We start from the raw sequence: 25,518 nt of genomic DNA on the forward strand, positions 1-25,518 counted from the left end.
CGCCCAGTGCTCTACCCGAGATCTGCAGAAGGTAGCTCATTCAGGGCGCAGCAATCGGATAACGCAGCAGTAATGAACCTAATGCGCGCTTGAGTACATCCAGATGCTGTTCATAGTGACGCCAGTGTTCAAGGCCATGGCTGAACAAGGGTTGTCGCACCTGAACTGCACTCGGCGTGAGAACCGCACGCTCGGTTTCGTAAAAACGCAGGCACTGCTGTTCAAATGCCAAACCACAATAGTCCAAGACTCGCCTAATTTGATGTTCAGCGTCGGCGACCAAATCTTCATACTGCACCCGCAACACTCGGCCTGGCAGCACATCATCCCAGTGATCCATGAGCCTGACATAATTTCTATAATAGTGGCCGCTGGATTTCAGGTCGTAGCTAAAGGTTTGTCCCCGCGCAAATAGTTGCTTGTACCCAGCAAAACAAGCCGCCATGGGATGGCGCCGCATATCGATAATCCGTGCATTCGGCAAAATCAAATGAATCAGCCCTATGTGCAGAAAGTTGTTGGGCATTTTGTCAATAAAGAACGGGCTTCCATTGCGCTTAAGACCTGTAGACGCGATATATCTGCGGCCCAGCTGCAGCCTCTTTTCCGTGCTCAGCTGACTGAGAATCTCCGGGTAAAGACCCGCATAACTTTTGCGCCGCTTAGCTCCCAGCTCGGCCGACAGGTTAATAATGTTCGGCAGCTCTGTGGTTCCATCAACCTGCGAATGGCTGGCAAGTATCTGCTCAAGCAAGGTAGAACCTGCGCGCGGAAGTCCCACAATAAATATGGGATCAGGAGCGGCGCAGCCTGCGCCCGCACTCTGCGCAAAGAATTCTCGCGTGCAGATTCTGATCTGTCGTCCAGTGTTTAGCCGATTTCTTTCTGCACTAAACGGCTGCTGCATTCGACGGATCGAGTTACCACGCTTATAAAACCTGAACGACTCTTCGTAGTCACCTCGATCTTCCAACGCTTTCCCCAAAGCAAAGCCCAAATAGGACTGGTTCTCCGCATTTCCTCGCGAGCAATTGATTCTAGTTCGGATGGCACGGATTTCTGCGTCGCTAAAGCGATAGGTCTTAAGGTTCGCCAGACTCCAGTAGGCCTCTCCTGTATCAGGCTGCAGGTCTATTGCCCGTCGGTAGGCCGCCACCGCATCATCAAGTCGGCCAACAATTTTCAAGGTGTGGCCATAGCGCAACTGGGCTATCGGCGAGTCGCCCAAACCAGCCTGATCATAGATAGCCAGCGCCTCGCAGTACTTGCCGCTGCGCACTAAAACCGAGCACTTGTGCATCAAACAATGGTGATTGCTGGCATCGTGCAATAACAGTTTATTTGCCTGCTCAAGTTCGTTTTCCAAAGGCCGTTTACGCGGCGATACTGAAGCCAGTGCGGGGGCCACGCAGCAGTCCGGCGACTTATTCCGTAACCAGTCTGGCGTCAAGCTGGGTTCGAATCCGCGCTAGTTTGTCCCTACTCATGCGCACTTTCAGTGCATACCTCCAGGCGACCAAACCCATTAGCGCTGTGCCTCCGGCGCTGGTCAAACCCATGGTAAAAAGTACAGGCTCAGCCACCGAACCGGGCGCTGCGCCGCTCGACAGACCGGAAATATCAATAATGATCCCGGCCAAAAACGTGCCCACCCCCGTAGTAGCCTTGAGCACAAAGGCAGAGGCCGCAAAAAAGACACCTTCCTGCCGCAGTCCTGTATCGAGCTCCTGCTCATCCAGAATATCCGCCAGTAATGAAGCCCCCAGCACTTGTAGCCCGATCACCAGAAATACCGCGACATAGAGGTTAATGCACTGCAACAAATACAACGCTAGCGTACCGTTGTCAGGTGCTATGCCCAGCAGCCGGGCTCCAACGAGCCAGATCGCATTGACCGCAAACGCCAGGCAAATAACGCTAATTAAACGAGGCTTATCCCAACTGCGTCCCAGCCGACGTAAAACCACTAGAGCGGTGATGGTCGCGAACAGCGTCGGCAGCGCCAAACCCGCCAATTGGTCAGTCGTGAACTCCCAAAAGTAGGTGCCTATGTAAAGACTCATCGCCACATACACGCCGGCGCAAATACCAAAAGCCAACTTGGTGCCGATAGTCCGGCGAAAGTTCAAATTATCAAAGGCGCCGCGCAGATCAAGCAATGGCTGAACAAGTTTAAACGGCTCGGTTTGAATAGGCGCCTGCGGCAACAGAGGTATTGTGGTACGGGTACCCCAGACACAGAGCAGGCCGGTCACCAGTGCCAGCGCCGTGGAGAGGACACCGTAATGCCAGTAGTTTTCGGCCACCAAACGTCCATCCGTTCCTCCCTCCGCAACGAAGATCAAACTGTAGGCGATCGCCGGCAGACTTAGCCCGCCGAGCCAGGCCACACTGACTCTCGCCGTAGCTAAGGAGGTTCGCTCATCGTAGTCCGCCGACATTTCCGCACCCATCGCCTGGTAGGGAATGAAATAGAGCGTTAAGAACGTGCGCAAGAGAATAGAGACCGTTAGCAGCCAGGCAAATACCTGCCATTCGCTCAGTGCGGGGGGCGGGTTAAACAGAAACAAAAACAGAATCGCCGTCGGAACAGTGCCGACGGCCATTAGCAAATGACGCCGCCCCCAGCGTGAGTGCACCCGGTCAGACCAACTCCCCACCATCGGATCGCTAACCGCATCCCAACTCATCGCGAGCAGCATTGCCAGCCCGGAAAGGGTTCCGCTCAGACCTAATACCTGAGTGTAATAAAATACGACGAAAGTGCCGAAAGCGGTATCCTTAACGGCATAAGGAACGTTGCCTAGCGCGTAGCTCCATTTTTCAAGGGTCGTCAGTTGACGCATATCTTATTATCCAGACCTCGGGAGATTGGTACAGGAAACATCCGGCCAAAAACTGGACGGCTCCAGCTTATAACTGATGGATCACGGCAAGCCAATTCCTCACAATCAATTAGCGCACCCCAGAGACTATAGTGAAACAAAAAACTTAACTAGCTAAAACGGTAGGCCAGGCATGGGGTAGCGACCCCATTAACTGCGGTCCAATAGCTGGCTGCTAACACCCGGTAACAGTATGGCAGGACTTGAAACAACCCATAGCAGTCTTGCGCGTGACCATTGAGTGCCTGAATGACTTAGGCCCTGGCAGTGTCTCCGGAGGTCTGGCACGCGCGGAGTTATTTTTCGGGTTTACTATAACGGCAAGAGATGCCCTGTGAGCAAACTGGTTTATAGATTGCTATTCGCTCTCGCCCGGGTCGCGGCACCTGTATCAGAGTAATTGTTACCTCTCAATAGACGCTTGCATTACAATCATTGATCTATCGCCAGTCGCAGCCAAGCTGTTGCGTAAAGTACCCATGACGTGGCCAAACCGAAACTACAGGAGAAACCGATGACTGAAGCGGAAGAGACACACAAACTGGTCACGGACTATATCGAGATGATGTGCGCGAGTGATGTAGACGGTATCATTGCTCTGTTCGCCGCAAACGCGACAGCCGAAGACCCTGTCGGTGGTGATGTTCAAAACGGCAAGCAGGCTATTGAAGCCTTTTACGCCAAAAATGCACCGCTGCTGCAAGTAGAGTTATGCGGGCCCATTTGTGTCGCTGGCAACTCCGTTGCGTTTCCGATTTTAGCGGAGCTCAGCATGGGTGGCAGCAAAAGCTATCTGAACGCTATCGACACTTTTGAGTTTGGTGAAGACGGTAAAATCGTCCGCATGCGAGCTTTTTGGAACCCCGCCGAAATGCGCCCTCAGCGTTAGAGCCAAGGCTCATCCAATGGAGAGTAATATGTCAGCAACAGATGAAAATCAGGCCAACAAGGCCGTGGTCGAGAAAATGTGGCGCGCAATGGGAGAAATGGACTGGGAGACGCTCAAAAGCTGCATGCACCCTGACATCCATTATCAGGATGTACCCACCGATGACCCAGGTTCCACAGGGCCGGAAAACTGTGTCAAGCGCCTGTCGATAGCCTTCAATCACCTGTCACTGCAGGAGCAGGTCACACATCACATTGCAGCCGATGGTGACGTGGTATTTCTGGACCACACCGAGACCTGGACTTTCAAGACCGGGGAAAAAGCTTCACACACCTTCGCCACCATGCACGAAATGAAAGACGGTAAGGTGTATCGGTGGAGTGACTATTGGGACGTGAACAAATTCGTCGGTCAGTTTCCGGACTGGTTCCTGGAGGAAATGATGAAGAGCACAGCCGAGGATTTCACAGACTAGGCCAGACGTGGGTGCGGACTTGGAGGGGTGGGGGTGATCGGATCATGGTTTGCGAACGTAAAAATACTACTTAAACCGCTTTAAGGCCCACTCCCTATGCTCTTCAAACGGCTGCTTCTGCCACCCCTGCTACTGCTAATGAGCGCGTGCTCACAAGTCCAGATCGAACAACACACCGATCTGCAGCCCGCTATGCAGCTGGAGCAGTTTTTTAGCGGCCAGATGACAGCACATGGTGTGGTTAAAGATCGCAGCGGCAAAATTATTCGCACCTTCAATGCCGACATAGCTGCAAGCTGGGATGCCGGGGTAGGTACCCTCGACGAGGATTTTATCTTCGATGATGGTGAATTGCAGAAGCGAATATGGACCCTCACGCCACAAGCTGATGGCAGTTATACTGGTAGTGCTGGAGACGTGGTCGGCGATGGCCAGCTAATGGTCGCTGGTAATAGCGTGTTTCTTGACTACGTACTTCGCATACCCTACAAAGATGGCACTATAGATGTGCGCGTCGATGATCGCATGTACCTGGTTACCGACGACATCCTGCTCAATGAATCAAGAATGCTAAAATTTGGCGTTCAGGTCGGCAGTCTACTGCTGGTCATCATCCGTCAGCCTGCAGAGGCAACAGAAGGGCTAACACCATGACCACTACTTACCGCGGCGCCTGGAAAGAGGCTGAAGTCGCTGAATTCCTCCAGCAAAGCAGCTTTCCGATTCGGCTTGCAAGTGTCGGTGCCGATGGTTTTCCGCGCGTCGTTTCGCTGTGGTTTCGTCACCAGCAGGACCAAATTTTATGTGTATCTCATCGCGACTCGCACCTCATCAAGATACTTAGTGCCAACCCGCGGGTAGGCTTCGAGGTAGCGCCTAACGAGCCACCTTACTATGGCGTCAGGGGTCAGGCACTAGTCAGTCTGGAGCCACTGGGAGACAAATCAACACTGCATGAATTGCTCAGCCGTTACCTGGGCGGCAGCGATTCAGGTCTGGGACAATGGCTGCTAGATCGCAGCGATGAGGAATTGTTAATAACCCTCAAGCCTTCGCGCATCTACAGTTGGGACTACCGAGAGCGAATGGCAGAAGCAGTATGAAGATTTCCAGCACCACGTTCAATGTATCAGGACTATTGCGAGCCATCGCCATTGTTGCGTTGACAGGAGCCACCAGCATGGCAAACAGTATCGAAGAGCCTGCCTACCAAATGCTATATAAACTGGGCGACGTAGAGCTACGTGAATATGAGCCTGCAATCCAGGCCATCACGGTGTTGCCTGACAATAGTGGGACTAACGCCGGCTTTCGCCGTCTGGCAGGATTCATCTTTGGCGGCAACAGCTCCGGCGAGTCAATTGCCATGACGGCTCCCGTACAGGAAACATTGGGCAGCACCAAAACCACGATGGCTTTCACCATGCCCAGCGCCTACAACATGGAGCAGTTACCGGAACCGAGCGACCAGAGCGTGACGCTGGTAAAGGTTCCCGGTCGAACCGCCGCCGTGATCAGTTTCTCTGGCTGGGCCACCGCCGGCAAAATCAGGAAGTACACCCAGCAGCTGCGCGATGCGCTAGAGCAACAGTCGATTGCCATTGCCGGTGACATGACACTGAATCAATACAATCCACCGTGGACGCCACCGTTTCAGCGCCGCAACGAAATAATGGTAGATATTGCGCTATCTCCACTGAGTCAAGGCGACAGTAACTAAGCAAAACGTCCCCGCTCCACTTCGGCATGTTTAGCGGATTCTGCTACGCCGCCTGCTGCCAATGGATGCGCCCAAAGAGCTGCCAACTCCCTCTCATAAGCCGCGTGCAAGCGCACCGCAGCGAGCCTTATATCGCCAAGCTCGGAGAACTGCACAGGCGGCAGTATAGACACATTAATAGTCGCCGAACGCAGCAACAGGCCGCCCTTGGGCAGAGTATCTGCCACGTTATGAAGTACCACCGGGATCAAAGGCACTCGCATTTTACGCGCCAAGTAGAATGCCCCATGCTTGAACTCCAACAGTTCGCCGGTGGCACTGCGGGTTCCCTCCGGGGCAATGACAATACTCTTCCCTGCATCGAGCACCTCGCGCGCCTGGACCAGACACGCCGATTGATTATTGGCATTCCGATCTACAAATATTGCTCCGTGGGCTCGCAGCAGCGGACCCAATACTGGATTACTAGCCAACTCCTGCTTCACCATCGGCACCACGTCGTGACGCAGCAGATGCGCCAGCACCACTGAGTCCATATAGCTCTGGTGATTGAAGGTGAAAATCGCGGGGCGTTCTGCCTCCAGGTACTCTGCACCTTTAACGTCAAATTCGAGGCCAGCACTGGCTGCACCCAGATCCGCCAGGGTAACCATCATGCGGTTGCTGGCACTGCGGCCAGACCTCGAAAAAAGCCATGCTGCCGCCCCTGCTGCGGCGGCCGACAACAGGGTATTTCCCATCAGAGCGGTGCGCAGCAAGCTTTCCAGATCGCCTTTACCACGGCTGCAAAAGCTCAGCACCGGCCAACCCCGCTGAGTAGCAACCGACAGCAGTGCCTCGGATGGATTAGTTGCGATGGGATATCCCACCTGTTTGAGCAACGGCAAATCATCGTAAGAATCAGAATAGAACCAGCTCTGCGCCAACCTGGCGCCATGGCGGCGCGAATACTTCCGAGCCGCCATTACCTTGCCTTCGCCATAACATAGTGGACCTACCAGTTCTCCAGTCAGATGGTCATCCCTTATTTCCAGTCGCGTGCAGAGGAAATCGTCAACCCCGAGCGCCTGCGCAACCTGAGCCACCTGAAATTGAGTCGCCGCAGAAACGATAACCACCTTGTGGCCCAGCTCCTGGTGCAGAGCGACCAGTTCCCGCGCCTCACGATAGATATTCGCGGCCACACTACGTGCAAAGGCTTTGTCTGCCAGTTCCTGCAGCTCACGGGCCTCAATACCGGCGATGCCGCCAAGGAACGATTTGTAAACACTGGAGTAATTACGGCCACCGCCGCGACGATCATAATGCGCCAGAAACTCCACCGCCATTCTGACCGTGTCAGAACGACGCGACAAAACACCCTCACGTAACAGCGCCCATATCGAATGTCCAAGAATCAGCGTTTTATCCATATCGAAGAAAGCGACCACCGGCTCGCCATGATCCGGCAACGCTAACAATCGCTGCCTATGCTCTACCAATGCTTTAACTGCACTCACTGTTAAACCCCCTTGAACTGAAGCCCTGCCTCAGACGCATCAATGTTAGTTGGCTATCTGTTCGCTGATAGAAGCAGCTCACCACTACTGTGTCTGATCCAGCAAAATGTGTGCCAGAACTGAGGCAAACTACTCAGCCCTATATACCTAGCATATAGACACAAAGTTAACGGGATATGACACTGGCGTCGTAATGCAACATGCACTGAACTGGCCCGCAGGCGGATTGAGCGCACCTTTATGCAGCAAAGTGCACTGCGCGCGGACTTCAGTGCAGTTATCGTGCGTTACGTAATAGCTGCGCTAGACTATGCTGACAGCGAGCCTGCAGCTCACTGCTGTCATTGCGATAGCAAAATAACAATAAGAGGGAACCGGCACACCATGCGCGACTTCTATAGATTTTTCTCAAGTCTTAGGCAGCCTCTCTTAATCGCTGTATTTTCTGCGTTTATCTTACCGGGTTGTAGTTCCGAAACCCCGCCGGCGCTAGAGCGCAGCCGGCAGATGCCGGAGTGGTTCGAGGATGCCAAGCTGGGCATCTTTATCCACTGGGGGCTGCCATCGGTTCCAGCCTATGCGGCTGGTGAAGCTTTTGAGCCCGGGGAACTCGAGCGTCAGGTGCTACTGGGACGGGGCAGCTATGAAATACCTTACGCCGAGTGGTATTTGTTCTCACTGCAAGACCGCAACGGCAAGACCCGCGCCTGGCACAATGAGCACTGGGGTGAAAACTCTCCCTATCAGGCATTCAAGCCGATTTATGAACAACGGGTTGCCGACAACTGGAAGCCGGCGGAATGGGCACAGTTATTCTCGGACTTTGGCGCTCGCTACGTAGTGCTCGTCTCCAAGCATCATGACGGCTATACCCTATGGCCGAGTGCGGTTCCCAATCCGCATCAGGACAACTGGTTCAACAAGCAGGACATTGTTGGCGAGCTGGCAGACGCCGTGCGTGCCAAGGGTATGAAGTACGGCCTCTATTACTCTACCGGCCTGGACTGGACTTTCGAACTGTCAGCAGACGGTGACTTTTTTACCAATTTCCTAAAGTCCGCTCCGCAGGGGCAGGACTACGGTGACTACACTAACGGCCACCTACGCGAACTTATCACCAATTACAGACCCGCTGTGATCTGGGCTGATATTGGCTATCCGTCACGGGGTGATCGCGACGCTTTGTTACTAGATTACTTTGAGCAGGTACCGGATGGTGTCATCAATGACCGCTGGGAGGCGTTTGATTTTCTGGGTCGCGTGGCCGCCTGGCCTGGGGGCGCCTGGCTACTGAAGAAGCTCGCGGTCTGGAGCGTTCAGAGGGAAACCGACCCATTACAGGACGTGGCCACCCGCTTCGGATTCAAAACCAGTGAATACGCTAACCTGCCAGGCATCGCCCCCTTTAAGTGGGAATCAACTCGCGGCCTTGGTGGCTCCTTTGGCTTCCAGCAGTTGGAAACTGCCGCTGACATGCTCTCGGGGGAAGCTCTGGTGCACTACGTCATCGATACCGTCTCCAAAAATGGCAACGTGTTGATCAACGTTGGCCCGGACAGCTATGGCCAGATTCCCAGCATTCAACAACGCCCGCTGCTGGAGCTGGGGGGCTGGCTCAAGATCAATGGTGAGGCCATCTACGGCACCCGACCTTGGGACATATTTGGCGGCCTCACTGCAGAGGGACAGTCACTGCGCTATACCCGCAAGGACAACACACTGTATGCCATGCTGCTGGCAGCCCCCACCGGGAAGATCACTTTGACTGAAGTATTACCGGAGGTGAGCGCCGTCGAACTATTAGGGTACGGCGCCGTGGACTACAAAAAAGTCACCACTGGTCTGCAGATTCAACTGCCCGCTGAGGCGCTGCCGCTGCAACCGGCCTATACTTTTGCTTTCACCATCGAGTAAGCAACGCCAACCTTAAAGGACAACGCGCTATGTCAGCACCGGACAAGAAGGCTCTACTAAACTGGGCAACCCAGTATCCGCTCCTGTGGAATGCGGGCAACAAACAAGCGTGGATTGATAGCTATCGCACCGTTTGCCCTGGCGACAATGTCACCATGCTGGACCCGGTTGGGACACCCGAAAAAACGGGCTTTCGCCATAGCTGCGAAGACTCATGGGACTTATTCCAGCCGCGCGTTCGCTTCAAAATACAAGAAGGTACGTTATTCGTCTGCGGCAATGAGGTGGCCTGGTGTCTGGAAAACCATTTTGACGGACCTGACGGACCGCAGGTGCAGTACAGCATCGAGACTTATCGCTTTGGGGAAGACGGCTCATTGGAAATTCGCACCTACTACCGGGTACCCACCCACGGCAATGAAGCGATTGGTGATATATTCAAAGAGTATTTGCCAGAAAACGAATCTGGTCTTTAGTATCGCCAAGAGAGCTCACTGCTGCTCCAACGCCAGCAACTCGCTCACCGTCAAAAACCGATAACCGTCAGCACGCAGTGCCACTATTAGCGCGCGTGTTGCCGCCACAGTTGCAGCTCGGCTGTCCTGCGCATCCGGGTCGGCAACATCCGCATGACCGTCGTGCAACAGGACAATGGCGCCCGGCTTAATATCCGCAAGGATTGCGTCTGTGATCAGTCCGGCATCCTTCTCGCTCCAATCGCTGCCATGCACACCCATGGCAATAGAGCGCAACTCAAGCTTCTTTAAGGCATTTGTCAGCCCAATGCCTTGCAAACCATAAGGGGGCCTGAATAAATGGGGCAGGTAGCCCAGAGCCGACTCCAATGCGCGATTGGTACGTTGCAGCTCTTCGACATAAGCAGCACTGCCCAGCGCCAACATCGGTCGATGATAAAAACTGTGGTTTCCAACTTCATGGCCCGCCGCTGCTACCGCACGCACCAGCTCCGGAAAGGCTTCCGCATTGGCTCCCTTCATAAAGAAGGTCGCACTGACCTGGGCAGACTCCAGCTCCCGCAATAAGGCCTGTGTATGCGGCGGGTTGGGGCCATCATCAAAAGTGAGCGCCACAACTTTTTCGCCCACCTGCGGCCAAATAGCTACATCGCGATAGCTCCAGACGGCTGCCAGCACTAGTATCACCAAGGCAACAGTAAAACCTATACCAAGTCTTATCAGCACCTTAACTCACCCCTCATAAGACAATCCGGAATCATCGACTGACCAATAGTCCAGTAAAATTAGGGTTCCGATTCCGCAGGCGCCTTGGCCGAGCCCTGCTCAACCGCCTTTAAGCGCCGCAAAGGTCGAGCAAGCATGGCACACCATGCCACCAGCGGTCCGCTCTGCGCAGCCCAAACGGTTTCGATTTTTTCACCGCTAGCCAGGCCCGTGGGCGGATACTCATCAACCGTCGGCTTATAATAACTGCCAAACAGCACGTCATAGAGCGGCAACCAGATAGCAAAATTCTTATCCTGATGCTGCGGTAATTTCGAATGGTGTACCCAATGGTATTGAGGCGTGGAGAAAAACGGCAAAAATCGATGCAGTGCATCGATCCTGACGTTGGCATGAATGAAGTAATCCCAAAGCACTAACAACAGGCCGCCTGCCACAATCGCCAACACGGTTTGCGGTGCCTGGGCCGGATCAAATACCAGACCCACAGAAAGACCACGAAAAAGTGCCTGCCCTGCTGATTCGGTAAAATGTGACCGATAGATGGTGGTCGTATTAAGGTTTTCATCACTGTGGTGCAGCTTATGCATCTCCCACAGGAAAGGAATTTGATGTTGGGCACGATGCCACCAGTAATAGGAGAAATCGCCAAGCAAACACGCCGTGAAAAAAATGACAGTGCCTTGCATCAACGTATCCAGCAACGGCAGACCCACACCCAGCCCTGACGTATTCAAGTTTAGTCTGGGCAAATCCAGCCCCAGTGCCAAGGCCGCCGTTGCGACAATCACCATGCTTGATATCAGCGGCGACAACACCAGGTTACTCGCCGTAATCCGCCAGTTCAGCCAGAAATTGGCCAGCGGCGTGCGCGGGACCACAGGCGTTATTTTCTCAAGTAGCAGAAACAGTGGCCAACTCAGTACCAGGCTCATATAGGCATAGCCAAGCACCACATAGACCTGAGGTATCTTGGCCAGATAATCCGCCCACAAAGCCGCCATAGCCATCGTCCTGCTTATTCACCTGACTCAAAGGTAACGTAATAGTGTGGCCTCGACAAACGACGCTCGATATCCAAACCCACACTAATGTGCGGCGCTGCACAGTTTTTGAGGAAGTTTTTGTAGGGCCTTACAAGGGCCGGTAACGTCGGCCGCGTTTGATTTGCTGGCTCTATCTTCACCTGAACCGCAGTGTCGGATAACTTTACACTCTGTGATTTATGATAAAGGGATTTGTTAATTTTATTATATTTTTCATGTACTTAAGATTTTGGCACACAAACTGCAAAGACTGATGAAACAGACAATAAGCTGCTTCGAAGAGACCTAACAGGAGCGGCAAAACGGGATTAAGAAAATGCAGTTTTTGCAGGACAGTTTGACCAAAAAAATTCGACGCGCGCTACTTCCCCTGGCTCTGCTACTGACAGCTCAGGCTCAGGCTGGCCTGATCGTAGACGAAGGTCTTCTCGACATCGACATTCTTGGTGGCCAGCTACTGGTTGTGGATACCGGGACTGTAACCGCTACCTTCCTTGGCAGTGATGCCGGCTATTTCAACACTTTGTTTCTGGCCACTCCAAACTCCGGAACTCCGACCGCCATATTCAACAAGAATACGTCTGCTGGCAGCACGGCGAATCTGGGCAGCTTTGATGCAGGCACTGAATTAATTTTTCGCTTGTTCGTTAGAAACACTGGCAACAACTTCTACACGGGCGATATCAACCGTAATCCCGACCAGCTGGCTCATGCCAAAGCGACTACAAGCTTGGTAAACGGCGGCTACATAACCCGCGTAGGCTTTGAAGATCTTTGGGGCGGCGGCGATGAGGATTATAACGACTTTGAGTTTCTGCTCAGTAACGTGGTTGATCCACCGAGTCCCCCAACGCAGGTATCTGAGCCTCCGCTACTGCCGCTGGTAGCCTTGGGTATGCTGGGCGTGTACTGGAAGCGCCGCAAAGTCGCCTGAGGCAGGCTTAATGCGGCTTATTAATCGACCTGCGGGAGACCAGTCGCGCTCCCGGTCCCCGCTCCCACCAATTATCAAACCTGATCAGCAAGGGCGGTAGAAACAACAAATCCAGCAACAGCGCCACGACAATAATGGGCGTTAGCATCAATGCCACATTCTGATAATAGAAAGTGCTGGATAGCACCAGCACAAACGTACTTATCGCCAGCGCCAAAGTCGTAATCGTAATCGCCGGACCCGCCTTATCCAGGGAATAACCCGCCGCATCCTCTGGACTCAGTTTATCCCTGCGCCCACGTATGTATTTACTGAGGATGTGCACAGAGTCATCGACCACCAGCCCTATGCTGATAGAAAACAGCATCAGAATGTAGGGACTCAGCTCGCCATTAAGTACACCCCACACACCAAACACGATAGTCGCCGGGAACAGATTGGGCATGGTACTGAGTAAACCATAGCGCAAACTGCGCAGCCCAATCGCCAGCGTTATCGTAATCAAGAGAAAGCTCAGGGCGAAGCCCTGCAGCAGCTCGATCGAAATCGAGCGATCAAGCCGCGCAAACAGAATGCTATTATCACCGTGTCGAACGGTATAGCCAGGGTTCATATTGTCGGCAATCCAGGTCTCGATACGCGTGTTGAAATTCAGCAGCTGCAGATTACTCAGGTTAGAGGTACCAATCACCAGCCGAATGGCTGAGTAGTCCGGGTTAAAAATGGGCTCGAGGTTAGGTTCAATCTCCTGCACCAATTGGTAGCCGACCAAATAGTCGATAATCTGTAATTGATCGTCCGGTAACACGTCCCACGCTAGATCATCATCGTGTTCGGCACGGTTCAGGGTCTTGAGCATATCTGTGTAGCTGGTAACAAAGCTGGCTTCCGGTTGCGCCTCCAGCCACAGGGAAAATTCCTCCACATCGGCCAGAAAACCGGGCTGGGTAATGCCGTAGTATTCACCGCTGTGAATACTGTAGACCAGACTTTGGTCGTTACCGATTTTCTCTGACAGGGCTTTAAGCACAATGTGGAAATCCGAATCTTTATCAATAAAGCTATAGCGGTTGAAATCGACCCGGTTCAGCGGTAACAAAGCCAGCGTCACTACGATCAACAGCAGACCCCACAGGAACAAACGGTTACCGTGATTAAGTACCGCACGCCGCACCGCTGCGATAAACCCATCCACGCCCAACGGCTTGGCCACCTTGTTGACAGGTAGCAGAAGAATCAGCGCAGGTAGCAAGGTCAGACTCAGCAGATAGGCCCAGACAACCCCAACCGCCACCACATTACCGAAGCCGTAAATGCCCGGTGACGAACAATAGTTGAGACTGAGGAAACCTATGACGGTGGTCACAGAGGCTAACGTGACCGGTTGTATATTGATCATCAGGCTTTCGCGCATAGCTTCAAGCCGTCCTAGCGAGCGGTGCAACCCCTGCACATAAATCGACACAATATGCACACCATCCGCAACCGCAATCAGCACCACCACCAACGGACCCATCGTCGAAATCTGGTTAAATGGCACCTTTAGCCAGCCCATAGTGCCCACCGTCATCACCACGGACACCACAGCAACAACCAGTATGGAAAGGGAGAACGACAGGGAGCGCAGGCAAAACCAGAGCAGCAAAATGGAGATGGACACCACGAGTGGCATCAAATAGCTGCGATCCTTGAGTTGGGCATTATGACTGTCGAGTTCGAACAGCACGTTACCCAACACATAGATTGCGACACCAGGATACTCCGCGCGCAGAGAGTCTCGCAATGCTACTACCGACTCAGCAATGCCAAGGCGGGTCGACTTTTCATCATCGACAGCTTTGAACTTGATCATCGCCAGCGCCATATCACCCTTTGGCGCCAGCAGGCTCTTGACCAGATCCTCATCCGCCAGGGCGATGTCACGGATGGCGTCGAGCTGCGTCTGATCAATGTCATCAAGCTCGGGAATCAGATAGTCACGGTCATGACGTTTAGCGTCCACGGCATTAAGGCGGCGATTCAACAGCGAACCCACCGAGACTGCGGACTCAACTTCGGTATAGCGATTGGTCAGCGCATCCATCGCCGCAACGGCCTGCATCCCGAACACATCACCCTCGCGCGCCTCGAAGGCGAACAAAACACCGGTGCTGGGCGGAAAATCTTCGCGCACCTGATCGACCTCGGCGCGATAGGGATCACTCTCACTGAGAATAGCCGTGAAGCCGTTATCACTGGTTACCGCCGGTATGCCCCAACCCAACGCCGCCGTAATCAGCAGGGTAAGCATAGCGAGCAGGTACCGTTTACCTATAAGTTGGTCTACCAGTGACTGCATTTATTACTCCGGGTAACTTGAGAAAGCGTTATACCACACTCGCCGCATTAATCACGCGTGCCGGGTAATGACTGGCTCAAATGCCAGCGATAATATGCTAGGGTTTGTGCTCGTATTGTACGGTGGGTACCTGCCATGAAAATAGTTCGCCTCTTGCTACTGGCTAGCGCCAGCTTCTGTTTCAGCTTGTCCGCTTACAGCGCGCCGGATACCAGCGTCGCAGACTTCGCACTACTCGACCATCTGGGCAAATTTCATCGCCTTAGCTACTACGGTGACCAGCGTGCCATCGTCATGCTGGTGCAGACCAACAATGATGCCGCAGCGCGTCAGTCTGCCTCTGATCTCGAGCTACTGCGTGCGGACTTTGAGCAGCTTGACGTTGTATTTTTCATGCTTAATCCCAGTGCAGCTGACGATCGCCATAGCATTGCCGCAGAAGCCAAAAGCCAGGGGTACACATTGCCTATTCTGGTTGACGAATCACAGCTGGTCGCCGAGTCACTGGGCGTGAGCCAGACCGGCGAGGTTCTGGTAATAGATCCAGCAACCATGCAAACGGTGTATCAGGGCCGCGGCGGTGAAGCCGGCAATGACGTGCGCAAGGCACTGGAAGCACTGCTGGACGGCGGCAAACCGCTGGCCGGGCAATCGGTTAGTACCGGCATGGCCATTGAGTACACCAGCAGTGCCGGCCGTACACCGGACACTATTTCATACCGTGACGATATCGCTCCAATCCTGACCGAGAACTGTGTGTCCTGTCACCATGACGGCGGTATTGGACCTTGGTCTATGTCCAGTCACGCCATGGTTCAGGGCTGGTCGAAAATGATGCGCGAAGTGGTTATGACGCGCCGCATGCCGCCCGGCCAGATCGACCACCATGTCGGCAAACCTATCGCCGATATGGCCGGCCTCACCACGCGTGAGCAACAACTTCTGATTCACTGGATTGATGCCGGTGCGCCAGCGGATGCTAACGGCGAAGACCCACTGGCCAAGCTGACCTTTACCGAACAGCACTTTACAATGGGTGAGCCCGACATAATTCTCAAGGTGCCCGCCCAGTCGATACCCGCCACCGGTGTTATTGACTACCGCTACGTGCCGGTGCAGCTCAACCTTGATCGCGATGTCTGGGTGCGAGCTATGGAAACCGTACCCGGCGACCGGCAGGTGCTGCACCATGTGATTGCATACGTTTCCAGCCCCGCCGACAAGTCGGCTCGCGGAGAAGACAGTACTTCGCGCGACAACAGCCTGGGTGGCTTTGCCCCGGGACGGCAGCCCGATGCCTTCCGCGATAACAGCGGTAAACTGCTGCGCAAAGGCTCCAACCTGCTCCTGCAAATGCATTACACGACTTCCGGCAAAGCCACCGTGGATGAAACCGAGATCGGCCTTTACCTCTATGATAAGCCACCCCAGTACGTCATGTCTGGCGGGGTGGCAGGGCTGCGCCGCTTCATGATTCCGCCGCACACCAAAGAATATCCGATGCGCGGCGAGCAGTTGGTAGAGCACGATGCCTGGCTCTACTCCTTGATGCCGCACATGCATTATCGCGGCAAATATATGAGCTATATTGCCGAGTACCCCGACGGCAGCTCCGAGGTTCTGCTCTCGGTGCCAAATTACGAGTTCAACTGGCAATTTAATTACCAACTCAAAGAGCCCCACTTCTTACCTGCTGGCACCCGCCTGGTGACTCGCGGCGCTATGGATAACTCCGACCGTAACCCTTACAACCCGGACCCATCCAAGCCGGTACATTTTGGTTTACAAACCAAACACGAGATGTTTTTTGGGTTCAATACGCTGCGTTATGACGGTGATACACCGGGCAATCGGGTTACCTTCAGTGATGAAAAAACAGCTCAGGCCAAGTCCAAAAAAGCACCTGGCGTTGCGGGGCTTTAACCGAAGTCACTTGGGAGGATAAAGATTACGGCACTGCCGCCAGTTGCGGCAGCGCTGCCAGCAATGTTTTGGTATAGGGATGTTGAGGGTTAGCATAAACTGCTTCCACCGCGCCAGACTCAACCAATTTTCCCGCCCGCATCACCAGCACCCGGTCACACAGCTTGCGCACGACCGCCAGGTCATGAGAGATAAACAGCATTGACAGGTTGTGCTGCTCAACTAACGCCAGCAGAAGCTCTAGAATTTGGCTCTGAATAGTGACATCAAGCGCCGATACCGGCTCATCGGCGACAATAAATTCAGGTCGTGTGGCAATCGCACGGCCGATAGCAATGCGCTGGCGCTGACCGCCGGAAAACTCATGCGGGTATTTGCGGATGCCGGCGCGGGCCAAACCGACATCGTCCATCAGCTGCAACACCTGCGCCATTGCTGAACCCCGCACTGCCAGTCCGTGGTGTAGCAGCGGCTCGGCCAGGCATTCGTAGACTGTCATGCGCGGATTCAAGGAGGCATAGGGGTCCTGAAAAATCATCTGCATGCGCCGCCGCATCTGCTGCATTTGATAACGCTTGAGTTGGCTGAGATTTACCCCGTCAAATTCAACCAGTCCCGCCGTCTGCGGCAGCAATTGTAAAACAGAACGTCCGGTAGTCGACTTGCCGGAACCGGATTCGCCGACCAGCCCGACTATCTCCCCACGCCGTACCTCAAAGCTGACATCATCTACCGCTTTGTTAGGCGCTGCCTCAGCACCGAAAAACGATCCACCGGAACCGGCAAACCACGTGCTCAACTGACTGACCCGCAGCAGCGCCGGAGCTACCTCAGTCGCGGTTTTCTGCTTGGCACCACGCGGCACTGCCGCCAACAGGTCACGAGTATATTGCTGCTGCGGTCGCTGTAATACTTCACTACACGATCCCGCCTCAACCACCTGTCCCTGATGCATAACCAGCACCCGGTCGGCTATTTCTGCCACAACCGCCAAATCATGACTGATAAAAATCACGGTCAGCTGACGTTGCTGCTGAATGCGCTTTAACAACTGCAGAATTTGCGCTTGCACGGTAACATCAAGCGCCGTCGTCGGCTCGTCGGCAATCAGCAGGCGCGGCTCTGCAATCAGCGCCATGGCAATCATAACCCGCTGCCGCATACCGCCCGAAAGCTGATGCGGGTAGTCACTGATGCGCGTCTGTGGTCGATCAATGCCGACTTCCTTTAGCGCGACAACAGCCTTCTGCAGCGCTTCACGACGACCACAGCCGTGGTGCAACTGTAGCGGTTCGATCAGCTGGCTGCCAATCGACAGATAGGGATTGAGGCTGGTCATAGGGTCCTGAAAGACCATGGCAATCTCGCTACCTCTGACCTTCCGCAACTCGCGCTCGCTCAGCCGCAGTAAGTCCAGCTCATTGAAAAGAGCAGTGCCCGCTTCGATACTGGCGGGCGGACGCGGCAATAATTGCAGCAGGCTGTAGCAGGTTACTGACTTGCCGGAGCCAGATTCACCGACGATAGCCAGTGTCTCACCTTCGGTCACGCTGAAACTGACGTTATCGACCGCAGTCACCTGACCATAGCGCGACCGGAAACTGACCGTCAGGCCTTCGACCTCAAGCAGCGCCATCAGCTACCACCCCGCCCCGAGGCCGACTGTGGATCGAGTGCATCGCGCAGGCCATCCCCCAGAAAATTAAGTGCAAACAAGGTGAGGGTCAGCGCCAGTCCCGGATAAACAAGCAACCAGGGAAACTCCTCCATCGTCTCCACTCCATAGGAGATTAACAGCCCCCAGGAGCTCTGTGGAGGCTGCACCCCCAGCCCCAGAAAACTCAGGAACGCCTCCAGCAACATGACACTGGGAATCGTCAGCGTGGTGTAAACAATCACAGGGCCCAACGTATTGGGTATTACGTGACGACGAATAATAGTCCAGGGCCCCAGCCCCATCGACACTGCCGCTTCCACGAATTCCTGCCGCCGAATATTTTGCACCTGGCCACGCACAATACGAGCCATGGTCAACCACTCTACTGCGCCTATAGCGATAAACAGCAGCAGCATGCTCTGCCCGAAAATGACTAACAGCAGAATGATGAAGATCATAAAAGGCAGCGCGTAGAGAATATCCACAAACCGCATCATCACCGCGTCGACCCGACCCCCGACGTAGCCGGCAACAGCCCCATAGAGCACGCCAATCAACAGGGCAACAGCGGTAGCGACAAAGCCGACCAGCAGCGACACTCTGCCGCCATACATGATGCGCGTGAGCATATCCCGACCCAGCACATCGGTGCCCAACCAATGCGCGGCGGAAGGCCCGGAGGCCCCCAACGCAAGCCGCTGTTCCTCATAGGCATAGGGAGCCAGTAGCGGCGTCAGCAGGGCCACGACAACAATCACACTCAGGAAGATCAGACCCGCCAGTGCCGCTCGGTTACGCCGCAGGCGCCACCAGGCATCACCCCACAGGGAACTGCTCTGCTGAGCATCGACCGGCAGCGCCACACTCATGTGCCAGAGCCTTTGCGGAGCGCCAGTCGCAACCGCGGGTTAAGCCAGGTTGCCAGAATATCCGAGAGCAGGTTAAACAGCACAATAGCCACTGAGAAAAAAATGGTCGTTCCCATAATCATGGTGTAATCGCGATTGAACGCTGCCTGTACATAGAAACGTCCCAGGCCGGGAATTTGAAAAATCGTCTCAACCACAAAAGAGCCCGCCAGCAAACCGGCGAAGGCGGGACCCAGAAATGCAATCACTGGCATCAACGCGCCGCGCAAAGCATGACGACTGACAATGCGCCACTCAGCCAAACCCTTGGCACGTGCGGTGCGAATATAATCCTGCGACATCACCTCCAGCAAACCGGCCCGACTCAGGCGCGCGATATAAGCTGCATAAGCCGCACCCAAAGTCAGCGAAGGCAATACCTTGTCACCGGGCAGATCACCCCAGCCGGAAATCGGTAACCACTCCAGACGCATCCCAAATACCAGGACCAGCAACGGACCCAACAGAAACGCTGGCATACAAATGCCCAGCATAGCGATAGTCATCGGCACATAGTCCTGCCCGGTATTGGGACGCAGGCCCGCCAATAAACCCGCGCAAAGACCAATGCCGACTGCCACCAACAACGCATACAGCCCCAGTTCTGCGGTGGCCGGTAGGCCACCAAAAATCATCTCGTTAACGCTGCGGCCCGGATACTTATAGGAAGGCCCGAAGTCGCCCCGGGCCAGATCGGTCATGTAGGCCGCGTATTGCTGCCACACGCTCTGATCCAATTGGTAACGCTCATTGAGTGCTTTGATTACCTGCGGCGATACCGCACGATCGGCGCTGAAGGGGCCACCCGGCGCCGCACGCACCAGAAAGAAGGTGGCGGTAATCACTACCAGCAAGACCGGAATGGCCTGCAGCAGGCGACTGGCAATAAATCGCATCACGGCGCAGCCGGCTCCGCTTGCAGATAAATGTGCTTAAAATTTGGATTATTCAACAGGTTACCCGGCAAGCCTTTGACGCTCGGATGCACCAGGTGAATGCTCACATAGTGATAAATAGGAATGATCGGCATGGCATCGAGCAGAATCGATTCCGCCTCACCTAGAATGGCATAGCGTTGCTCGACAGAGCCGGCGCTGGGCGCCTCATCCGACACCAGTCGCTCGTAATCCGGATCACTCCAGCCCGTGCGGTTGTTGCCGCCATCAGCGATCCACATATCGAGAAAACTGTTGGGGTCCACGTAATCACCGATCCAGGCGGCGCGAGCAATCTGAAAATTGCCGTTGGCCTGAGTGTCCAGATAGACCTTCCAGTCCTGATTGCGAATAGTGACATCAATATTCAGGGCCTGCTTCCACATCTGCTGAATGGCCACGGCGATTTTTCGATGTTGTTCGAATGTGTTGTACAGAATATCCACTGGCGGAAACCCGGCCCCGTCAGGATAACCCGCCGCCGCCAGCAGCTCGCGCGCCGCCAACACGTCATAGCGCAAATCGCTACTGGCCGTATAACCCAATGTATCGGGCGGGGTGATTGAATACGCGGGTTGCTGGCCGCCACGCAACACATGCTCAACGATGGCCTCGCGATCCACCGTCATTGCCAACGCCTTGCGCACGCGCACATCGGCCAGGTGCGGTAAGCGAGTATTAAAGCGGTAAAAGTAGGTTCCCAGGTACGGCGCTATGCGCAAACTATCCGGCTGTTGCTCACGGTAAAAGTCCAACTTCCCGACCGGCACCTCGCTGGTACGGTGCAACTGGCCCGCGCGAAACATACGCTCCTCAGTGGTGAGGTTTTCGGTAGGGAAGTAATGGATGCCACTAAGTCTGACGTTTTCTGCGTCCCAGTACAGCAGGTTTTTTTCCACGATCACCTTTTTGTTCAGGTCCCATTGGCGCAGCGCAAAAGGCCCATTGCCGACATAGTTGCCAGCCCGCGTCCACACGGTACCCGCCTCGCCTATGCTGCCAAATTTTTCAATGGTGGCGCGGTGCACCGGGAACATGGAGTAGTGATCCAATAACTGCAGAAAATACGGCGTGGGATTGTCGAGGGTGACTTGCAGAGTCAGATCATCCAGCGCCTTCACACCCACCGCAGAAAAATCCGTGAGCTCGCCCGTGGCATACGCCTGCGCGTTAACAATGGGATTAAACATATAAGCGTAGGCGTTGCCCAACTTCGGGGTCAGTGCTCGCATCCACGACCAGACAAAGTCGTGTGCGGTCAATCGGTCGCCATTAGACCAGCGCGCGCTGGCGCGAATAGTAAAGGTGTAAACGCGACCATCTGCACTCAACCGCCAACGCTCTGCCACCGCCGGCTGCGGTTGCAGCGTGGCGGCATCCTTTTGTACCAGTCCTTCCAGCAGAGCAATGAGGATGTAGTGCTCTGGAACTCCGGTAACGATATGCGGATCCAGCTCTTGAGGTTCAGCACCATTGCCCCAGTAGAGAATGCCCTCACGATTGCCACTGGCAACATTGCTTTCTCCACTGCCGCAGCCGCCAGCGACTATAACCGTGCACAGCAGGCACAGTAGTACCCCAACGCGGACGCTTTTGTTAAATCTCGAGCCACGGTTAATTTTCTGCATTAGGGCGATGGCACCAGCCGCACAATCTGACCACCTTCAGAGTGTTCCAACAGCAGATAGATCATGCCGTCAGCGCCAGTTTCGATATCGCGGATACGCGCCAGACTATCGATCAATACTTCGTAGCCCACCACTTTATCGCCCTCCAACTCCACCCGGTAAAGCTGAGTGGCCTTCAATGAGCCCAACAAAGCATGACCGCGCCAGCCGGGAAAGGCATCACCTTCATAAAATATGAAGCTGGATACCGCCGGAGCTGGCGTCAAATCAAGCACAGGTTGTTCTATGTCGTTGATATCAAAGTCGATGCCCAGCCAGTCACCGTAGTGGATAGATGAGCCGTCATAATTCAGGCCGCGTGACGTCAGCGGCCAGCCGTAGTTCCGCCCAGGCAATAGCAGGTTTAGCTCATCACCGCCGCGCGGCCCCATCTCGGTAGACCAGATCTGGCCGCTTCGCGTATTGAACTCCAGCCCCTGAGGACTGCGATGGCCGTAAGTCCAGATGCTGGGAAAAGCTCCCTTCATCGCCACGAACGGATTGTCGGCTGGAATCCGGCCATCGTCATGCACCCGATGAATTTTGCCCGCCGGCTTTTCCAGATTCTGCACGCTATCAAAATTGCTACTGCCTTTAACACCGACACTGATATACAGATAGCCGTCGTCATCGAAAGCAAGGCGCCCGCCGGCGCCGACATCGGGCACGATAGAGTAGTGATCAGGGCCTGGCGCCCAGATAACTTCCTCGTCAATCCAGGCGCCATCGCGAATGCGACCGCGCACCACTCGATTCACGCTCTTATGAATCAGGCTGCAGTCGGGACAGCGCTGGGTATGATGCAGATAGACCCAGCCGTTGTTGGCATAGTCAGGGTGCAACGCTACATCGAGCAGCCAACCATGACCCCACACCAACACTTGCTCAAATCCATCATCGTACGCCAGCGGAGTGCCGGTAATTAACGCCGAAACAGCACCGTCTGCAGATACCTGCCGCAGACCCTGCGTTTTTTCGGTAACCAGAAACCCACCCTCAGGCAGCGGCGCCAGGGAAAATGGCAACGGATCCAGCTGATTAGTGATTACTTCAATACGAAAGTCATGCAAGTTACTGCCAACAACCCCTTCAGGCAGCGTCAAAGCGCCGCCGGTTTTAAAGTCGGTGAACAACCGCTCTACCCTGCGCTCGGCAATATAAATGGCGAGTCCGCGTATCTCTTCTGCGGACAGTTGCGGTGACCAACCCTGCATAGTGGTGCCGGCAACGCCACCAGCGATCAAGGCTTCCAACGCGATAACCGTATCTCCGTGCAGTAGCTCAGTATCGATCAAGGCTGGCCCCCGCTCTGCCACACCTTGCAATTCAGCACCGTGGCAGGAACTGCAATGCTCCTCATAGTCGGCCACAAATGGGTCGACTAATCCGCCATTGCTCAGCAGCCTGAACAGCGCAATGGAAACGGCGGCAAGCAGGAGTATTACAAACAGGATTTTTTTCACGGCAGATTTCCGGATGTTGTCATTGTGTTGCCACGGGCGTTTGAGCATAAGCAGCCACCGGTGAAAAATCCATGCATTTCAGCGCTTTGTCTCGGCAGAAAGGCACCGCATACCAATGCACTGCAAGGAAATTGTGCTTGCACTACATAAAAATCAAGTTATCCTGTTTTTTTAATAACCTGCCAGCGAGAAATTACCATGACTGAATTATCTACCAACTACGATGATGTCAAACAGTACCGACTGGAGCCAGAGCGCGAGCAAGAACTGCTAAAAACTGGCGGCGAATGTACTTTCATCTGGGCCAACAAGTCCGGCCACCCCATGGGTGTCACCACTGCCTATGTAGCACTCGACGGTAAAATCTGGATGACAGCAACCCGCGAGCGCGTGCGCATCAAGGCTATCGCCCGCGACGGTCGCTCAGCGATTGTCATCTCCAGTAAGGGAGCCCCAATGGGCGGCGGCAAGACCGTCACTTATAAGGGCAACACCGTGATCCACGATGACCAGAAGACCAAGACCTGGTTTTACAATATCCTGGCCGCTGGCATGGCACAGAACTCCGAAACCGACCCAGACAATAACTTTACTTCGGGCCTGGACCCGGCCATGTTTGTGCGCTTCCTGGATACACCGGAACGCATCGTGCTGGAGTTCACCTCGGAAATGTCGATCCCGTTTGACGGCGACAAAATGGCCGCTGGAACCGCTAACGCCTACGCTGAGTTCGCCGCTGCCGACGCCGAAAACAAGTAGCTTCCGCTCAGGCAGCAATGCCCGCCGCGCTATGCTGCGGCATCACTCGCGGCACAAGCTGATTCAGGCGTGCCGCAGCACGCTGCCTACTTAAAGTCAGCAGCACTATGGCGTTCGATCACCTGTTGCTCTTCGGGACCCCAGGCGCGATTCACCCGTCGACCCAGAGCGACCGCGGGCCGCGCTTCTATCTGTTGTGCCCAGCGTGTCACGTTGGCATAAGAGGTCACGTCCAGAAACTCCTGAGCCTCGTAAATATCGTGCAGCACCAAAGCGCCGTACCAAGAATAGTTGGCCATATCCGCAATCGTATATTCATCGCCAACCAGAAACTCACGCGCAGCCAAGTTTTGATCCAGTACATCCAGCTGACGTTTTACCTCCATCGCATAACGATTAATCGGGTATTCGTATTTCTCTGGAGCATAGGCATAGAAATGCCCAAAGCCACCGCCCAAAAACGGCGCGCTGCCCATTTGCCAAAACAACCATGACATGCATTCCGCCCGGTCCGCACCGGCAGTCGGCAAGAAGGCGCCGAACTTCTCTGCCAGATACACCATTATGGCACCCGACTCAAATACCCGGGTTGCCGGCGTGGTGCTGCGGTCCAAAAGTGCCGGAATTTTTGAATTCGGATTGACCTCAACAAAGCCACTGCCAAACTGATCCCCATCGCCAATGTTAACCAGCCAGGCATCGTACTCGGCTTCTTTAATGCCCAGAGCCAGTAACTCCTCCAGCAGTATGGTCACCTTGACGCCGTTGGGCGTGCCCAGAGAATACAACTGCAGGTCGTGCTCACCCACGGGCAGTGGCTTGTCATGGGTTGCGCCTGCTACAGGGCGATTAATATTGGCAAACTTACCACCACTCTCGCTATCCCAACTCCAGACGCGGGGGGGAACATAAGCTGATGAATCACTCATAGTGAAGTCCAGTTAAAAAAAGAAGCGCTGAGTGTACGAGATTCTGCCGCAGACACAAACTCCGCCGCTGTTGAATTAGACTCGGCTTCCCGGCGCTCATCACCTAAACTAAAGCCAATAGTCAGACTGCCACGCAACGCAGCCAAAGAAGGAACACTAGATGCCTCCGCACGACAACGGCTAGCGCACACCCAGCATCGGTGCCGCGACGCCGCTGCCTGATAGTGGCGACCAGCGCAGCGCATCAGAGCGATTCAGCGACCCATGGACCTCGCTGAATCTAAATTCGGCACTGGTGTAAGAGGCTGGACCGGCCGCGTTGGCATGCGCAGAGACGATGGTAAGGTAGCATTCCAAACAGACAAACAGCCTATA

The 25,518-nt window shown here is 54.5% G+C and carries 23 protein-coding genes; 10 read left to right on the forward strand and 13 right to left on the reverse strand.

Translation table 11 applies throughout. The features are described 5' to 3' along the window. Nucleotides 1–40: 40 nt before the first annotated feature. Both EYC98_RS02005 and EYC98_RS02010 read right to left on the reverse strand, forming a co-directional pair. Complete coding sequence (locus EYC98_RS02005) at nucleotides 41–1,408, reverse strand: tetratricopeptide repeat-containing sulfotransferase family protein (RefSeq protein ID WP_279243629.1); 1,368 nt, start codon at nucleotides 1,406–1,408, stop codon at nucleotides 41–43. 16 nt (nucleotides 1,409–1,424) lie between these two features. Then, nucleotides 1,425–2,846: an MFS transporter gene (locus EYC98_RS02010; protein ID WP_279243630.1), complete on the reverse strand. Its 1,422-nt coding sequence runs from the start codon at nucleotides 2,844–2,846 to the stop codon at nucleotides 1,425–1,427. A 553-nt stretch (nucleotides 2,847–3,399) separates the two neighbouring features. On the opposite strand from EYC98_RS02010, the gene EYC98_RS02015 reads away from it, so the two are divergent. The 5 genes from EYC98_RS02015 to EYC98_RS02035 all read left to right on the forward strand — a co-directional run bounded on the left by EYC98_RS02015 (nucleotide 3,400) and on the right by EYC98_RS02035 (nucleotide 5,969). Then, nucleotides 3,400–3,774, forward strand: coding sequence for a nuclear transport factor 2 family protein (locus tag EYC98_RS02015; RefSeq protein ID WP_279243631.1), 375 nt, complete (start codon nucleotides 3,400–3,402; stop codon nucleotides 3,772–3,774). Nucleotides 3,775–3,802: 28 nt separating this feature from the next. Continuing rightward, the gene (locus EYC98_RS02020; protein WP_279243632.1) at nucleotides 3,803–4,249 is read left to right on the forward strand and encodes a nuclear transport factor 2 family protein; all 447 of its coding nucleotides are present in this window, start codon (nucleotides 3,803–3,805) and stop codon (nucleotides 4,247–4,249) included. 96 nt (nucleotides 4,250–4,345) lie between these two features. After that, nucleotides 4,346–4,903 (forward strand): DUF3833 domain-containing protein, encoded by a 558-nt coding sequence (locus tag EYC98_RS02025; protein ID WP_279243633.1) that lies wholly within the window; start codon nucleotides 4,346–4,348, stop codon nucleotides 4,901–4,903. Further along, nucleotides 4,900–5,352 (forward strand): pyridoxamine 5'-phosphate oxidase family protein, encoded by a 453-nt coding sequence (locus EYC98_RS02030; RefSeq protein ID WP_279243634.1) that lies wholly within the window; start codon nucleotides 4,900–4,902, stop codon nucleotides 5,350–5,352. The genes EYC98_RS02025 and EYC98_RS02030 overlap by 4 nt, the downstream gene beginning before the upstream one ends. Next, on the forward strand, nucleotides 5,349–5,969 hold the full coding sequence (locus tag EYC98_RS02035; protein WP_279243635.1) for an SOUL family heme-binding protein: 621 nt from the start codon (nucleotides 5,349–5,351) through the stop codon (nucleotides 5,967–5,969). Before EYC98_RS02030 ends, EYC98_RS02035 begins: the two co-directional genes overlap by 4 nt. Here the strand turns inward: EYC98_RS02035 and EYC98_RS02040 are convergent. Then, complete coding sequence (locus EYC98_RS02040; RefSeq protein ID WP_279243636.1) at nucleotides 5,966–7,468, reverse strand: HAD-IB family hydrolase; 1,503 nt, start codon at nucleotides 7,466–7,468, stop codon at nucleotides 5,966–5,968. The genes EYC98_RS02035 and EYC98_RS02040 overlap by 4 nt on opposite strands. Nucleotides 7,469–7,975: 507 nt before the next feature. On the opposite strand from EYC98_RS02040, the gene EYC98_RS02045 reads away from it, so the two are divergent. After that, nucleotides 7,976–9,382, forward strand: coding sequence for an alpha-L-fucosidase (locus EYC98_RS02045; RefSeq protein ID WP_279243637.1), 1,407 nt, complete (start codon nucleotides 7,976–7,978; stop codon nucleotides 9,380–9,382). Nucleotides 9,383–9,411: 29 nt separating this feature from the next. After that, the gene (locus tag EYC98_RS02050) at nucleotides 9,412–9,858 is read left to right on the forward strand and encodes a hypothetical protein (protein ID WP_279243638.1); all 447 of its coding nucleotides are present in this window, start codon (nucleotides 9,412–9,414) and stop codon (nucleotides 9,856–9,858) included. 15 nt (nucleotides 9,859–9,873) lie between these two features. On the opposite strand, the gene EYC98_RS02055 is transcribed toward EYC98_RS02050, so the two are convergent. Together EYC98_RS02055 and EYC98_RS02060 are read right to left on the reverse strand one after the other, a co-directional pair. Then, nucleotides 9,874–10,584, reverse strand: coding sequence for a polysaccharide deacetylase family protein (locus tag EYC98_RS02055; protein WP_279243639.1), 711 nt, complete (start codon nucleotides 10,582–10,584; stop codon nucleotides 9,874–9,876). A 59-nt stretch (nucleotides 10,585–10,643) separates the two neighbouring features. Further along, entirely contained in the window at nucleotides 10,644–11,588 is a 945-nt protein-coding gene (locus EYC98_RS02060) for a sterol desaturase family protein (RefSeq protein WP_279243640.1), read from the reverse strand. 358 nt (nucleotides 11,589–11,946) lie between these two features. On the opposite strand from EYC98_RS02060, the gene EYC98_RS02065 reads away from it, so the two are divergent. Continuing rightward, nucleotides 11,947–12,564: a DUF4114 domain-containing protein gene (locus tag EYC98_RS02065; protein WP_279243641.1), complete on the forward strand. Its 618-nt coding sequence runs from the start codon at nucleotides 11,947–11,949 to the stop codon at nucleotides 12,562–12,564. A gap of 7 nt (nucleotides 12,565–12,571) precedes the next feature. Here EYC98_RS02065 and EYC98_RS02070 read toward each other — a convergent pair whose 3' ends face one another. After that, on the reverse strand, nucleotides 12,572–14,902 hold the full coding sequence (locus EYC98_RS02070; protein WP_279243642.1) for an efflux RND transporter permease subunit: 2,331 nt from the start codon (nucleotides 14,900–14,902) through the stop codon (nucleotides 12,572–12,574). 135 nt (nucleotides 14,903–15,037) lie between these two features. Between EYC98_RS02070 and EYC98_RS02075 the strand changes: the two genes are divergently transcribed. Beyond that, nucleotides 15,038–16,825 carry a redoxin domain-containing protein gene (locus tag EYC98_RS02075; protein WP_279243643.1) on the forward strand — a complete coding sequence of 596 codons (1,788 nt, stop codon included), beginning with the start codon at nucleotides 15,038–15,040 and terminating at the stop codon, nucleotides 16,823–16,825. Between the two features lie 25 nt (nucleotides 16,826–16,850). Here EYC98_RS02075 and EYC98_RS02080 read toward each other — a convergent pair whose 3' ends face one another. Genes EYC98_RS02080 through EYC98_RS02100 form a run of 5 tightly spaced genes read right to left on the reverse strand, consistent with a single transcriptional unit; the run spans nucleotide 16,851 to nucleotide 23,455 of the window. Next, nucleotides 16,851–18,461 carry an ABC transporter ATP-binding protein gene (locus tag EYC98_RS02080; RefSeq protein ID WP_279243644.1) on the reverse strand — a complete coding sequence of 537 codons (1,611 nt, stop codon included), beginning with the start codon at nucleotides 18,459–18,461 and terminating at the stop codon, nucleotides 16,851–16,853. After that, nucleotides 18,461–19,351, reverse strand: coding sequence for an ABC transporter permease (locus EYC98_RS02085; RefSeq protein WP_279243645.1), 891 nt, complete (start codon nucleotides 19,349–19,351; stop codon nucleotides 18,461–18,463). Before EYC98_RS02085 ends, EYC98_RS02080 begins: the two co-directional genes overlap by 1 nt. Beyond that, nucleotides 19,348–20,289 carry an ABC transporter permease gene (locus EYC98_RS02090; protein ID WP_279243646.1) on the reverse strand — a complete coding sequence of 314 codons (942 nt, stop codon included), beginning with the start codon at nucleotides 20,287–20,289 and terminating at the stop codon, nucleotides 19,348–19,350. Before EYC98_RS02090 ends, EYC98_RS02085 begins: the two co-directional genes overlap by 4 nt. After that, nucleotides 20,286–21,953, reverse strand: a complete 1,668-nt coding sequence (locus EYC98_RS02095) for a peptide ABC transporter substrate-binding protein (RefSeq protein ID WP_279243647.1) — start codon at nucleotides 21,951–21,953, stop codon at nucleotides 20,286–20,288. The genes EYC98_RS02090 and EYC98_RS02095 overlap by 4 nt, the downstream gene beginning before the upstream one ends. Further along, the gene (locus EYC98_RS02100) at nucleotides 21,953–23,455 is read right to left on the reverse strand and encodes a PQQ-dependent sugar dehydrogenase (protein ID WP_279243648.1); all 1,503 of its coding nucleotides are present in this window, start codon (nucleotides 23,453–23,455) and stop codon (nucleotides 21,953–21,955) included. Before EYC98_RS02100 ends, EYC98_RS02095 begins: the two co-directional genes overlap by 1 nt. 198 nt (nucleotides 23,456–23,653) lie before the next feature. On the opposite strand from EYC98_RS02100, the gene EYC98_RS02105 reads away from it, so the two are divergent. Continuing rightward, nucleotides 23,654–24,214 (forward strand): pyridoxamine 5'-phosphate oxidase family protein, encoded by a 561-nt coding sequence (locus EYC98_RS02105; RefSeq protein ID WP_279243649.1) that lies wholly within the window; start codon nucleotides 23,654–23,656, stop codon nucleotides 24,212–24,214. 86 nt (nucleotides 24,215–24,300) lie between these two features. Here EYC98_RS02105 and yghU read toward each other — a convergent pair whose 3' ends face one another. Both yghU and EYC98_RS02115 read right to left on the reverse strand, forming a co-directional pair. Further along, entirely contained in the window at nucleotides 24,301–25,143 is an 843-nt protein-coding gene (yghU, locus tag EYC98_RS02110) for a glutathione-dependent disulfide-bond oxidoreductase (protein WP_279243650.1), read from the reverse strand. Nucleotides 25,144–25,323: 180 nt separating this feature from the next. Next, the gene (locus EYC98_RS02115; RefSeq protein WP_279243651.1) at nucleotides 25,324–25,500 is read right to left on the reverse strand and encodes a hypothetical protein; all 177 of its coding nucleotides are present in this window, start codon (nucleotides 25,498–25,500) and stop codon (nucleotides 25,324–25,326) included. Nucleotides 25,501–25,518: the final 18 nt, after the last annotated feature.

The organism is Candidatus Litorirhabdus singularis, from assembly GCF_026262625.1.
GTDB lineage: Bacteria > Pseudomonadota > Gammaproteobacteria > Pseudomonadales > Halieaceae > Litorirhabdus > Litorirhabdus singularis.

Excerpts from the sequence above, each read along its gene's own strand:
- EYC98_RS02010 (WP_279243630.1), bottom strand. The coding sequence starts at position 2,846 with ATGCGTCAACTGACGACCCTTGAAAAATGGAGCTACGCGCTAGGCAAC.
- EYC98_RS02015 (WP_279243631.1), top strand. The coding sequence starts at position 3,400 with ATGACTGAAGCGGAAGAGACACACAAACTGGTCACGGACTATATCGAG.
- EYC98_RS02020 (WP_279243632.1), top strand. The coding sequence starts at position 3,803 with ATGTCAGCAACAGATGAAAATCAGGCCAACAAGGCCGTGGTCGAGAAA.
- EYC98_RS02025 (WP_279243633.1), top strand. The coding sequence starts at position 4,346 with ATGCTCTTCAAACGGCTGCTTCTGCCACCCCTGCTACTGCTAATGAGC.
- EYC98_RS02030 (WP_279243634.1), top strand. The coding sequence starts at position 4,900 with ATGACCACTACTTACCGCGGCGCCTGGAAAGAGGCTGAAGTCGCTGAA.
- EYC98_RS02035 (WP_279243635.1), top strand. The coding sequence starts at position 5,349 with ATGAAGATTTCCAGCACCACGTTCAATGTATCAGGACTATTGCGAGCC.
- EYC98_RS02045 (WP_279243637.1), top strand. The coding sequence starts at position 7,976 with ATGCCGGAGTGGTTCGAGGATGCCAAGCTGGGCATCTTTATCCACTGG.
- EYC98_RS02050 (WP_279243638.1), top strand. The coding sequence starts at position 9,412 with ATGTCAGCACCGGACAAGAAGGCTCTACTAAACTGGGCAACCCAGTAT.
- EYC98_RS02060 (WP_279243640.1), bottom strand. The coding sequence starts at position 11,588 with ATGGCGGCTTTGTGGGCGGATTATCTGGCCAAGATACCTCAGGTCTAT.
- EYC98_RS02065 (WP_279243641.1), top strand. The coding sequence starts at position 11,947 with ATGCAGTTTTTGCAGGACAGTTTGACCAAAAAAATTCGACGCGCGCTA.
- EYC98_RS02070 (WP_279243642.1), bottom strand. The coding sequence starts at position 14,902 with ATGCAGTCACTGGTAGACCAACTTATAGGTAAACGGTACCTGCTCGCT.
- EYC98_RS02075 (WP_279243643.1), top strand. The coding sequence starts at position 15,038 with ATGAAAATAGTTCGCCTCTTGCTACTGGCTAGCGCCAGCTTCTGTTTC.
- EYC98_RS02080 (WP_279243644.1), bottom strand. The coding sequence starts at position 18,461 with ATGGCGCTGCTTGAGGTCGAAGGCCTGACGGTCAGTTTCCGGTCGCGC.
- EYC98_RS02085 (WP_279243645.1), bottom strand. The coding sequence starts at position 19,351 with ATGAGTGTGGCGCTGCCGGTCGATGCTCAGCAGAGCAGTTCCCTGTGG.
- EYC98_RS02095 (WP_279243647.1), bottom strand. The coding sequence starts at position 21,953 with ATGCAGAAAATTAACCGTGGCTCGAGATTTAACAAAAGCGTCCGCGTT.
- EYC98_RS02105 (WP_279243649.1), top strand. The coding sequence starts at position 23,654 with ATGACTGAATTATCTACCAACTACGATGATGTCAAACAGTACCGACTG.
- yghU (WP_279243650.1), bottom strand. The coding sequence starts at position 25,143 with ATGAGTGATTCATCAGCTTATGTTCCCCCCCGCGTCTGGAGTTGGGAT.